Source organism: Alsobacter sp. R-9 (genome assembly GCF_054612375.1).
This window is the reverse complement of the sequence record NZ_JBTSWJ010000003.1, coordinates 531,980-543,065: the sequence shown is the minus strand read 5'-3', so window position 1 is coordinate 543,065 and position 11,086 is coordinate 531,980. Positions and strand designations below refer to the sequence as shown.

Annotated in this window: 9 protein-coding genes and 1 pseudogene; 1 reads left to right on the top strand and 9 read right to left on the bottom strand. The window is 63.5% G+C overall.

All coding sequences use genetic code 11. From position 1 onward, the window contains the following. Positions 1 to 345: 345 nt before the first annotated feature. The 9 genes from ACX9GQ_RS08000 to ACX9GQ_RS07960 form a co-directional block, all read right to left on the bottom strand. Positions 346 to 1,134 (bottom strand): inositol monophosphatase family protein, encoded by a 789-nt coding sequence (locus tag ACX9GQ_RS08000; protein ID WP_459628978.1) that lies wholly within the window; start codon positions 1,132 to 1,134, stop codon positions 346 to 348. After that, positions 1,125 to 1,913, bottom strand: a complete 789-nt coding sequence (locus ACX9GQ_RS07995) for a metallophosphoesterase (RefSeq protein WP_459628977.1) — start codon at positions 1,911 to 1,913, stop codon at positions 1,125 to 1,127. Before ACX9GQ_RS07995 ends, ACX9GQ_RS08000 begins: the two co-directional genes overlap by 10 nt. Positions 1,914 to 1,928: 15 nt before the next feature. Next, positions 1,929 to 2,753: a carbohydrate ABC transporter permease gene (locus ACX9GQ_RS07990; protein ID WP_459628976.1), complete on the bottom strand. Its 825-nt coding sequence runs from the start codon at positions 2,751 to 2,753 to the stop codon at positions 1,929 to 1,931. Next, positions 2,750 to 3,625 carry a carbohydrate ABC transporter permease gene (locus ACX9GQ_RS07985; RefSeq protein ID WP_459628975.1) on the bottom strand — a complete coding sequence of 292 codons (876 nt, stop codon included), beginning with the start codon at positions 3,623 to 3,625 and terminating at the stop codon, positions 2,750 to 2,752. The genes ACX9GQ_RS07990 and ACX9GQ_RS07985 overlap by 4 nt, the downstream gene beginning before the upstream one ends. 18 nt (positions 3,626 to 3,643) lie before the next feature. Continuing rightward, entirely contained in the window at positions 3,644 to 4,885 is a 1,242-nt protein-coding gene (locus ACX9GQ_RS07980) for an ABC transporter substrate-binding protein (protein ID WP_459628974.1), read from the bottom strand. Between the two features lie 103 nt (positions 4,886 to 4,988). Then, a complete protein-coding gene (locus ACX9GQ_RS07975) occupies positions 4,989 to 6,011 on the bottom strand; it encodes an ABC transporter ATP-binding protein (protein ID WP_459628973.1) in 1,023 nt (340 codons plus the stop codon). Positions 6,012 to 6,019: 8 nt separating this feature from the next. After that, complete coding sequence (locus ACX9GQ_RS07970) at positions 6,020 to 6,826, bottom strand: DeoR/GlpR family DNA-binding transcription regulator (protein ID WP_459628972.1); 807 nt, start codon at positions 6,824 to 6,826, stop codon at positions 6,020 to 6,022. A gap of 1,017 nt (positions 6,827 to 7,843) precedes the next feature. Beyond that, positions 7,844 to 9,316 (bottom strand): MFS transporter, encoded by a 1,473-nt coding sequence (locus ACX9GQ_RS07965; RefSeq protein WP_459628971.1) that lies wholly within the window; start codon positions 9,314 to 9,316, stop codon positions 7,844 to 7,846. Continuing rightward, positions 9,313 to 9,534, bottom strand: a complete 222-nt coding sequence (locus ACX9GQ_RS07960; protein ID WP_459628970.1) for a DUF2798 domain-containing protein — start codon at positions 9,532 to 9,534, stop codon at positions 9,313 to 9,315. Before ACX9GQ_RS07960 ends, ACX9GQ_RS07965 begins: the two co-directional genes overlap by 4 nt. A 124-nt stretch (positions 9,535 to 9,658) precedes the next feature. Between ACX9GQ_RS07960 and ACX9GQ_RS07955 the strand changes: the two are divergent. Beyond that, a pseudogene (locus ACX9GQ_RS07955) lies at positions 9,659 to 10,537 on the top strand (LysR family transcriptional regulator); the annotation flags it as partial. Between the last annotated feature and the right edge of the window lie 549 nt (positions 10,538 to 11,086).

The following is an 11,086-nucleotide window of genomic DNA, read 5'->3' as shown; positions in this document are numbered from 1 at the left end:
GGGAGGGAAGGACTCGAAATGGAAAAGAACAATCGATGGGAGGGTGGTGGAGCGCCGCTGACAGGTTCAAAGCGGGGACGCGCAACCGCCTTTACCGAACCATCCTTCGACGGAGAGACCAGCCTGCCCAATAACGACTGTCGGGGGTGGAGGGGTCCCGCAACCAGCGTTGCTTCGATAAGTTGTCGGGCCGCATCCCTCGTCTTCCAACTCGCGACATCAACGTAGGTCGACGAGTTTTGAATTCTGCTCTGCTCGAGTCGCGCCATTTGTCCAGACGGCTAGACGTCTGGACCCGACGTAAACACTCGCTTGATTCAGATTTGCTGCACCACTGCGGCGCCCTCAGATAGTCGCCATTGCGGCGACAAACTGCTCGGGGCCGCAGGCGAAGCGAATGGGTTCGGTGAGAGGGATCTCGGCCCAGCTGAGGGTGTCGACCAACCCAAGGCTGTTCACGATGGGCAGAGCAGCCATGACGTCCCAGGTTGCGATGCCGTCGGCGTAGAAGCCGTCAAGGTAGCCCTGGGCGAGGTCCATCAACGTGATGGCGGCCGACCCGCAACTCCTGAAATCAAGTTTCATGCTGTCGATGATATGGCGGATGACCGACAAACGGCGCGTGGCCGAGATGGCCGGATGCAGGCTGAGACCAATCTGCGACCGCGACATGTCGAATGGAACCGGCGCCCGCAAGGCCGTTCCGTTCATCGTCCCTCGCTCCTGGAGACCACCTCGGAACAACTGGTCCCTGACGGGAGCATAGATCACGCCAAACTGCGGTCGACCATCGGCGAAGAGACCGATCGATACAGCCCACTGGTCATTGCCTCGTACGAAATTGGCCGTGCCATCGATTGGATCAACAACCCAAAGGCGGCCGCTATGGGCATCCAATCTCGCACCCTCTTCGCCGAGGACGCCGTCGTTCGGAAACAATCGCCGAAGGCCCTCGAGGATGTGTTTCTCGACTGATCGATCGGCCTCCGTCACGAGATCGAGATGGCCCTTCATCGTCACGGGCAACGTCGCGACCTCGGCGAAATGGCGCATGGCCAGGGCGCCGGCCGACTTGGCGAGGGACGCGACGGCTTCACCGTCGACGGGAGCGAGTGTGGGCTGATTCAGCGACATCCGAGGTCCAGGTAGCGCGTGTGGATCGCGACGTCGCCGCGCGTACCGATGCGGTGCAAGAAGTAGGCGTAGGGCTCTTCGACCAATCCTGGCTCCTCGACCCGACCCGTGAGATCGAGGCCAATCTGGAACGCGGGGCTTCCGGCCACCGCAGCGAAGCGACCTGCCCAGCGCACCTGAACCGGACGGTGGACGTGCCCGGCAAGGATGCAGACATCCCCGCGGACCTCGCTGATCAGGCCACGGAGTTCCTCGGCTCCCTCCACGAGGGTGGCGGCGTCCAGGGCATGAATGCCGGTCGCAAAGGGGGGATGATGCATCGCCACCACTGTTGGACCGCCATACGGCTCGGCCAGACGCTCCGCCACCCATGCGAGCCTCGCTGGGCACAGGCGACCCTCGACGCGCCCTTCGACCAACGTGTCAAGGGCCAGGATCCGAACGCCGCCGATGCGCACCTCGTAATGGAGAAAGTTCGCATCGGCGAAGGCCACGCGGTCGGCGAAAGCGGCTCTCAGCGTCGCGCGTCGGTCATGATTGCCCGGGACGACGACGATTGGGCAGCGCAGCGGGGCCAGGATGTCCTGAAGCAAACGGTAGTCGTCAACCGAACCGCCGTCAGTGAGGTCGCCGGTGAGAACGACGGCATCGAGCGGCGGATCGAGCGACGCCGCATCCGCAACGACCCGACGCGCAGCGGCGGCCGCATCGTCACGGACCAGTGGCGTCTCCTTGCGGTCGGCGAAGACATGAAAGTCTGAGATGTGGGCGAGAAGCATCGATCCGCCTCGCCGCTACCGGATACCCGCGCGCATGAAGCTCTGCACGAACTGACGCTGGAAGATGAGGAACGCGAGCAAGAGTGGCGCAACCGACAGCAGCGTCGCCGCCGTCACGAGGCTCCAGTCGACGCCCTGCTCGATGGTCGCAAACACCTGAAGGCCGACGGTGATCGGGCGCGTGCCCACCGAGTTGGACACGACCAGCGGCCACAGAAAGTTGTTCCAGTGGTAGCTGACCGTCACCAAGCCGAAGGCGATCAGGGTTGGCCGCGCGATGGGGATGTACACGCGCCAGAGTGTCTGCATCGGATTGGCCCCTTCGAGCCTTGCGGCCTCCTCCAGCTCCTTCGGCACTCCCTTGAACGTCTGCCGTATCAGGAAAATGCCGAAGGCTGACGCCATGTAGGGCAGACCCATGCCGAGGATCGTGTCAATCAGGCCTAGTTTGCCGAGGGTCCGGTAGTTCTCGACCAGCAGCGCTTCCGGCATGACCATGAGTTGCAGCAGAACCAGCGGAAACAGCAGATCCGACCCACGGAACGGAAAACAGACGAAGGCGTACGCAGCGAGCGTGCAGATCACCAACTGGCAGGCAAGGATCAGCGTCACGAGCATGAAGCTGTTGAGGAAATACTGTGCGAACGGAGCTGCATGCCAGGCGCGCGCGAAATTCTCGAGCGTGATCGGCGCCGAGAGGTCGAAACGGGCAGCGAAAGCCGGCGGATGGAACGCCGTCCAGATCGCATAGAGCAGCGGAGCGACCCAGATCAGGGCCAGGACCCAGCCCGCGACGTGGACGAGGACGCTGCCGGATCGGTCTGAGGCGGCAACGATCATCTGTAGTGAACCCGCTTGTCGGCATAGCCGAACTGGAACAATGCGATGACCGCCAGCAGGGCGAGCAGCACGACGGTGATGGCGGCTGCGTAGTTCGTGTCCCAGAAGCCGAACCCGACCTGATACAGATAGTACAGGAGCAGCATCGTCGAGTTGTCCGGCCCACCCTTCGTCATGGCGACGACATGATCGACTAGACGAAATGCACCAATCACCGCATTGATCGCGATGAAGAGCGTCGTGGGCATCAGCAGCGGAATCACCACCCGCCAAAGCCGCTGCCAGTAGGTTGCGCCTTCCAGGTTCGCTGCCTCCAGCAGCGTCGGCGAGATCTGCTGGAGGCCGGCCAAGTAGAAGATCATGAAGAAGCCGGCTTCCTTCCAGACCGTGATGGCAATCAGGGCCCACAGCGCCGTCTCGCGACTGCCCAGAAGGTTGTTTCCGCCAAGCCCGAACAGGGAGAGGACCTGATCGATCAAACCGTAGTCAGGTGCGTAGAAGAAGAGCCAGACATTGGCCACGGCGACCATCGGCAGGACGGTTGGCGTGAAGAACGCCATGCGCATCGCGGTCGTGCCGCGCAAGCTGCCCTGTACGAGCAAAGCCATCACGAGGGCGAGCACGATCGACAGAGGGATCGTGACCGCGGCGTAGATCACGTTGTTGGTCATCGCCTTCCAGAACACCGGATCGGCGAGCAAGCGGGCGTAGTGGTCGGCGCCGACGAAGACCGATGGGCGCCGACCACGAGGCGTTGAATAGAAGCTGTTGATGAGCGTCGTCAGGATCGGCTGATAGGTGAAGACCCACAGCAGTACCGTTGCCGGTAGCAGTAGAAGGCTTCCCCAGAGCGCGTTGCGCGAGACGCTCATCGAACAGATCCCGGCACTTCAGCGTCGATAGGGCTTGAGGATCGCGTCGATCTCGACCTGCGCGTCCGCCAGCGCCTTTTGCGGCGTCTTCGAGCCGGTGAGCGCCGCGCCGATGGCATCGTTGAGCACCTTGGTCGTGCGGGCGTTCTCGTAGGTCGAGAACTCCGGCACCGAGTTCGGGATCTGCTTTCGCGCAACGGTGGCCGCAGGCGTCTCCTGGACGTATTTCTTCAGCGTCTCGGTTTCCCAGGCTCCGTCGCGCGGCGCTACATATCCGGTCTGGACGCACCAATCGGCCTGCAGTTCGTCGGACGTCATGAACTTGACGAACTTGAACGCCGCCTCTTTCTCGGCCTGTGGGGCCTTGGCGAAAATGTAGAAGTTGCCGCCACCCAGCACAGACGCCGGCCTGACCTTGCCGGGATATGGCGCCAGTCCAAAGTCGAAGGTGGCCTGCCGCTTGATGTTGGTGAGATTGCCCGTCGTCGTCCAGATCATCGCGATCCGGTTCTCGAGGAAGTCACTGGGCGTCGTGCCCCACTCCTGAATCCCGGGCGGATGTATGCCTTCCTTGGCGCTCAGGTCGACCCAGAACTGAAGCGCCTCGACCACACGCGGGTCCGTCAACGTTACCTGCGTGCCGTCCTCCTTGAACAGCGTGGCGCCGTTCTGCGCAGCCAGCGCCCCGAACAGCCACTGCGACGAACCGACATTGCCCGGGATGCCGACGCCCCAGCGCGTCGTACGGCCCGAGGCGTCCTTGCGCACGACGGCCTTTCCGTAACGAACCATCTCGTCCCAGGTCGTCGGATACTTCTCGGGGTCGAGTCCGGATTCCGAGAAGGCCTTCTTGTTCCAGTAGAGTACAGCCGTCGAGCGCTGGAACGGCGCCGACCAGAGCTTCCCGTCAACCTGCGCGCTCTTGAGGAAGGCCGGCATGAATCCGGCAACCCAGCGGCGATCTTCATCGGTCTTGATGAAGTTATCGAGTGGGTCGATTAGGCCCTCGTCGAGGAAGGTGTAGATGTCGGTCGCGAGCAACACCGCGACCGACGGGGGCCTGCCGCTCTTCGCCGCCGTCATGGACTTGGTGGTGGTGTCGAGGTAGTTGCCGGCATAGACGGCCTCGACATCGATGCCAGGATTCGCGGCCTTGAAATTCGCGACGTATCCGTCGATGACCTTGGTCAACGGCCCGCCGACCTGGACGGGATAGTAGAAGCTGATCTTTGCTGCCTGCGCACGCGTGATCGTCGGCATCGCCAGCGTACCAAGCGCGGCCAGGGCGCCTTTTCCCATTGTCCTGCGAGATATTCTCATCGCTTCCTCCTGTGTTTTTGTTCGGCACACGTACCGTTGAGCACTACGCCACGAGACTTCCTTGCACTTCGGGCAGCCTCTGGCCGGTTGTGTCGTCGAACAGGCTTTCGGCGTGCTTGGACCAGGTCAGGTGAGCAACCGCTCCGACGTCGGCTGGCGGTCTGCCTGACGTCCGAACCAGCAAGTGTTGTCCCTCGTGGCGGCAGGACGTCACGGTGTCGGCGCCGAAGTACTCAGATCCTTCCACCACGACCGGCAGACCGCTCTCAGCGAACGTGATGTGCTCCGGACGAATGCCGACCTTGCGGATGTGGCCAGTGCCCGATGCATCGGGCAACTGCACGATGTTCATCGGCGGCGTGCCGATGAACTCGCCGACAAAAACCGAGGCGGGCCGCTCGTAAAGATCGGCCGGCGCGCCGTTCTGCTCGATCCGTCCGTTGCGCATCAGGATGACCCGATCAGCCATGCTCATCGCTTCGGACTGGTCGTGGGTCACGAACACCATCGTGATGCCGAGCCGCCGCTGCAGGGCACGGATCTCGGTGCGCATCTCCTGACGCAGCTTCGCATCGAGATTCGAGAGCGGCTCGTCCATCAGGCAGACGCGCGTCTGAGCGATCAGCGCGCGCCCCAATGCCACCCGCTGCTGCTGCCCGCCGGACAACTGCGACGGCTTGCGCTCGAGCAGGTGCGAGAGGCCGAGCAATTCAACGACCTTGTCGAGGCGATCGCGCTGCTCGGCCTTGCGCACGCCGCGCACCGAGAGCCCGAAGACGATGTTGTCGGCGACGTTCAGATGCGGAAACAGCGCATACGATTGGAACACCATCGAAAGCTGACGCCTGGCAGGCGGTAGTGCCGTGACATCCCGGCCATCGATCACGATCCGGCCCGCAGTCGGTGTGTCGAGCCCTGCGATCAGACGCAAAGTCGTGGACTTTCCGCAGCCGGACGGACCGAGCAAGGCGAGGAGTTCGCCCGATTCGACCCGGAAATCGATGCGATCAACGGCGTGCACCGCACCCCAGGTTTTGGTCAGACCGCTGACTTCGATCGCCGACATTCGCTCACCTAAGAACGGAGAAGCAGGGAGCCATGGGCAACGACCTTGGTGTCCGTTTCCGCGGGCGCTTGCTCGTCCGTCACGATGTATTCCAGCGCACCCAACCGGCTCACGACGGAAAGGGATGCGCGACCGAACTTCGACGAGTCCGCAACGACGATGGACGTCTTCGCTGCCTCGATCATCGCCTGCTGGACGCAGGCAAACTGCGGACTGGTAACACCAATCGTCCCACCTTCGACATCCACGGAGGCGACGCTGAGAATGGCCTTGTCGGCATTGAACTTGCGCATGGCCTCTGCTGCGAGCGGCCCTGCGAAGGAATGGTTGACGGGGTGGAACTCGCCACCGATCACGAACAACCTGTTGCCGCCCGGCGCGTTGGCCAACTCCCGGGCGACATCGAGGCCATTGGTGATGATCGTCAGACCACTGCGCAGGCCGAGGATCCGGGCAACCTCGAGCGTCGTTGTTCCGGCGTCGATGATCACCGTGTCGCCATCGAGAACCAGGTCTGCTGCTGCCTTTGCGATGCGCCGCTTGGCCTCGACGTTGGCGACAGTGCGGTCGCGGTTGGCTTGGTCGCGGGTGACCTGATCGACGAACAGCGCCCCCCCATGAGTTCGCCGCAACAGGCCCTGTGCTTCGAGTTCCGCGAGATCACGCCGTACGGTCGCGACGGAAACGCCGAAAAGCTCCGTCAGAGCCTGGACATCCACGAACCTGTGGGCGTGGACCTCCTCCAGGAGGCGGACCTGCCGCTGAGGCGCCGACAATGGGGCGTTCATCCCTTCACCGTGAGCGTTGGCGATCACGTTATGCTCTATAGCGATCACATGCGGGAGGAAAGTCAATAGCCCTTCTACGCGACTTGGCCGTATCTGATGCTGGATTCCGTCCGGTCCGGGTTCTGTCTAACCAAACAAAGGCGCGTCAAACGGCCCAGACAAGACACAATCCCATTCTTGCACGCGAACTGTCACGAAGCTGATCGTATTCGATCGCGATCAACGGGGAGAGGGTTCAGGGAGCTAAGCCGCCATCCGCCCAGACTTCATCGGCGGTGTTCCGGACCGGACAATCAAGACTTTGCGGGTCCCGTCCCTCAGTCGGAGTGGCTTCCCGTGTTCGGGGGAACGGTGGCCAGAAGATCGAGTGGTCGGGAACTCGCCGGACCCTCCTCGCTGGCATGTTCTCGGTGTCGCCGGCCCACCGACTGCCTTCGTAAGACTCGTGGCCGTTCCGCTGGTCGTGTCCGTCGCACGGCTATCGTCTGCCTGCTGATCGGCCAGATTAGGCCCCACCAATCCGCCCTGCTCGACGTGACGACGCGCTGCCTCCAAGCAACGTGCAAGGTCGTCCTGGTGCTAAACACCGACGGCGAGCCCGATGCCACCGAGGCCGCCCTTCGCCAGGCGAGCGCGACTGGTCAATCGTGGGCAAGTACGCCGACCGCGCGGCGAGCGGGTTGAGCAAGTTCAGGCCGGAGTACCAGACACGCAACCACCTTTACTGGCCGATCATCATGCGGAGGGATCGGCCAGTTGAACATTAACTCTCGAACGTTGCGGGGACGCGATGCCACCTTTACCGAACCATCCTCCGACGGAGGGACCAGCTGCCCAATAGAAACTCCCGGAGGTTGAGGGAAACGCGAATGCACCGAGAGTTGACTCTCCGGCGAAGGGGCTTAGTCCCGCCAAATGTCAACTTTCGATCAACATTCATGCAGATAAGCAATCAAAGGAGCGGCATGCGCCGCCGCTCACTGCTTGGCACCGCGCCACTGTCGAAGCCAACGACGAAAATCAGCGTCTTTGGAACGAGATTGCTCAGTGGTGTTGCTTCGCGTCGCACGCGCTACCGATGCTGTCCGTCCGATCAGCGAAATGGACGACAACAAGGGCCATCGCGAGCACGAGCGATGACGCCGCGAAGACGGCATGAGTACCGGTGATGGCAGATGCAGGCAGCATCTGCCCCGATCCCGGGCCACCTGCGAAGGCGGAAAATACTGCTCCAAGCAACGCAGCTCCGGTGATCAGGCCGAGGTTTCGCGACAGGCTCAACATTCCTGACACCGAGCCGCGTGCCTCCAGGCCGGCGGCACTCATGATGACTGTGTTGTTGGCGGCCTGGAACAGCGCATACCCCGTCGTCAGGACCATGAGGGGCACGATATAGCCGGCGACACCGAACTGATCGGGTATGACCATCAGCAGGATGGCGGCGAGAAGCATCGTGACCAGGCCTCCTAGCGCGGCCCGCCTACCGCCGAAGCGGTCCACCATGCGGCCCGCCGGCACGCCTGCCAGCGCTGAGGCGACCGGACCGCAAGCCATGGCGAGACCGGTACCAGCAGGGTCCAGGTCCAGCACGGCAGACAGGTAGAACGGACCGATCACGAGGGTGGCCATCATCACGCTCGATACTACGGCGGAGGCGATATAGCCGGCTCGGAAAAGTCCTTTGCTGAGCGTGGCCATGGGAACGACGGGCGACGGCGCGATCCTCTCGACGCGAACGAGGCCAAGAGTGGCAACAACCGCGGCCGCTGTCAGTCCGACGGTCACCCACATCGAAGCGCCACGACCGCTGGTCATCGCCAAGGCATACGCGGTCAGCGCGGCGGTCAGGAGCAGCGATCCGCGCCAATCGAAGCGAGACGCGGAAGACGCCGCTCCTGCCCGGGACACCGGGAGAAGCGCCCAGGCCGCTAAGGCAGCCGTCAGACCAAACGGAACATTGGCCAGGAAGACGCCCCTCCATCCCAACAGACCGATCAACAATCCGCCGGCGGCCGGGCCCAGGGCGGTGCCGATGGCAGACATCGTTCCCATCAGCCCCATCGCTGTTCCCATCCGATCCTGCGCTGCGATCCGGGGAACCATCGCGAGAGACACAGCAATCATGGCTGCGGATCCTGCACCCTGGACAGCCCTTGCGGCGACAAGGGCTCCAAGTCCCGGGGCGCTCGCACACACGAGGGATGCACCTGAGAAGACGAGAAGGCCGACGACCAGAACGCGTCGCTGCCCGATGACGTCGGCGATGCGCCCGACAGTCACGGCGAGCGCGGTCATGGCGACGAGATAGGACAGGACCACCCACTGCACGGCGTCGAAGGACGCGGACAGCGTTTCCGCAACGAAAGGCAGCGTGACATTGGCGCTGCTCGTCCCAAGCGAGGCGAGCAACGTTGCCGAGGCGAGGGCGGCCAGGCCGCCGCGCGGCGAAACGCCTCCCATGGTCGTGAGGGACACTGGGCCGCTGGCGCCGTCTGCGGGCGTTCGAATGGTCGTCATGGCCGCACCAGCGTCGCTACGATGCGCCGCGTCAGGGGAGCAACGACGAGCACCACGGGGAACGCCACAGCCCAGGACGGCAGCCAGGCTGTCAACCACGATGCTGCGAAGGCGTCGCCGACGCCGGTCACCCGGATCGAGGAAATGCCGGACACGAGAAAAGACATCAGCCCGGACAGAACCAGGCCGAAGAGCACGGGAACAAAGCGGGAAGACATTGATGGACCTCCGATGGGGCACGATGGAGGCCAACATCGTCTGCGGCTCCACATGGCGGTAGACGCAACGATCGCATTTTATCAATGCATCAAACGCCACATCTTCGTCCGAGGAAGGCCCCCGATGACTCGACCCGATCTCAGCCAGCTCACGACGCTCAACGTCCTGCTTGAGGAAGGGAGCGTCGTCCGTGCGGCACGCCGGCTCAGGCTGAGTTCCTCCGCCATGAGCCGGGCGCTGGCGCGGCTGCGCCGCACCATGGGCGACCAGCTGCTTGTGCGCGCCGGCCGGGACCTCGTGCCGACTCCACGAGCGCTGGCGCTGCGGGACCAGGTACGCCGGCTGGTTGATGAAGCGGAGGCGGTCTTGCGTCCCTCCGTGGCTCTCGATCTCGGTACACTGGCGCGAACCTTTACGATCAGGTCGAGCGAGGGCTTTGTCGAAACTTTTGGGCCGGCCCTCCTCCATCGCCTCGCGGACGACGCCCCGTCCGTGCGTCTGCGCTTCCTGCCGAAGGACGAACGCGACAATGTTCAGCTTCGGGACGGATCAGTGGATCTCGAAACCGGCATCGTCCGAGACACGAACGGGCCAGAGTTGCGCACGCACGCCTTGTTCCGCGACCGCTTCGTCGGCGTGGTGCGTGACGGTCATCCGTTTGCCGGCCGGTTGCCCGATCTCGCCCAGTATACGGCGGCAAGGCACGTCGTCGTGTGGCGGCGGGGACGCGAGACGGGGCCTGTCGATCGCGCCATCGAAGAGCGTGGCCTGAGCCGCGACGCGGTGGCAGTCGTCGGAGGGTTTGCGGAAGCTATCGGACTGGCTCGGAGAACAGATCTCGTGGCAACGGTGCCAGCCCGACACACCGAAGACCTCCAAGCCGGCATGCACCGTTTCGAGCTTCCGTTTCCCGTGCCAGAGATCACCGTCTCGCTGATCTGGCATCCGCGTATGGAGACGGACCCACCCCATCGGTGGATCCGAAGCATCGTCGTCGAGGCAAGATCCAGCGGGGCGGATGCTCGGTTCGGCCGGCGACGCATCGTACCAGCACGACCATCAGCAGGCACATCACGCACCAGCGGAACATCACTTCTTCCACCACGCCGCCATAGAGCAACCCCACGAGCAGGCTGCCGGCGGTCCACGCCTCAATGATGCTGGGCGGAAGACTCGGTGCGGTCTGCCACAGACCTCGCAGTCCGTGATCAGTCACAGCGATGGCGACACCCAGCAGGATCCCTATCGCCAACTGCGCCGCCCGCCCAGAAGGAGAGAGGCCGTGCGCCAGACGCAGCCCGGCACGTGCCGCGAGGCGGCTTCCTGCGAAGGCGGGGAAGAACAAGGAGCAGCGTAGGTTGGAGGAGCAACAACGCCCGCGGTATGCCGAGCACGGCAGGCAGCACATTGAGCAAAGAGACAGAAGCCTGGGCACGCTCGCGGGAAGGACTGGATTGCCAACCGCAGGCCGCATCCCGAGACCGTGATCTCCGACCTCGCCCAGGCGTTCGAGGCGGTCTAGAACTGCCAAAGCGGCAGTCGCTTGCGCTG

What these genes read in the sequence shown, in the direction of transcription:
- ACX9GQ_RS08000 (WP_459628978.1), bottom strand. Translation starts at nt 1,134, where the DNA reads ATGTCGCTGAATCAGCCCACACTCGCTCCCGTCGACGGTGAAGCCGTC.
- ACX9GQ_RS07980 (WP_459628974.1), bottom strand. Translation starts at nt 4,885, where the DNA reads ATGCCGACGATCACGCGTGCGCAGGCAGCAAAGATCAGCTTCTACTAT.
- ACX9GQ_RS07995 (WP_459628977.1), bottom strand. Translation starts at nt 1,913, where the DNA reads ATGCTTCTCGCCCACATCTCAGACTTTCATGTCTTCGCCGACCGCAAG.
- ACX9GQ_RS07965 (WP_459628971.1), bottom strand. Translation starts at nt 9,316, where the DNA reads ATGACGACCATTCGAACGCCCGCAGACGGCGCCAGCGGCCCAGTGTCC.
- ACX9GQ_RS07985 (WP_459628975.1), bottom strand. Translation starts at nt 3,625, where the DNA reads ATGAGCGTCTCGCGCAACGCGCTCTGGGGAAGCCTTCTACTGCTACCG.
- ACX9GQ_RS07960 (WP_459628970.1), bottom strand. Translation starts at nt 9,534, where the DNA reads ATGTCTTCCCGCTTTGTTCCCGTGCTCTTCGGCCTGGTTCTGTCCGGG.
- ACX9GQ_RS07990 (WP_459628976.1), bottom strand. Translation starts at nt 2,753, where the DNA reads ATGATCGTTGCCGCCTCAGACCGATCCGGCAGCGTCCTCGTCCACGTC.
- ACX9GQ_RS07975 (WP_459628973.1), bottom strand. Translation starts at nt 6,011, where the DNA reads ATGTCGGCGATCGAAGTCAGCGGTCTGACCAAAACCTGGGGTGCGGTG.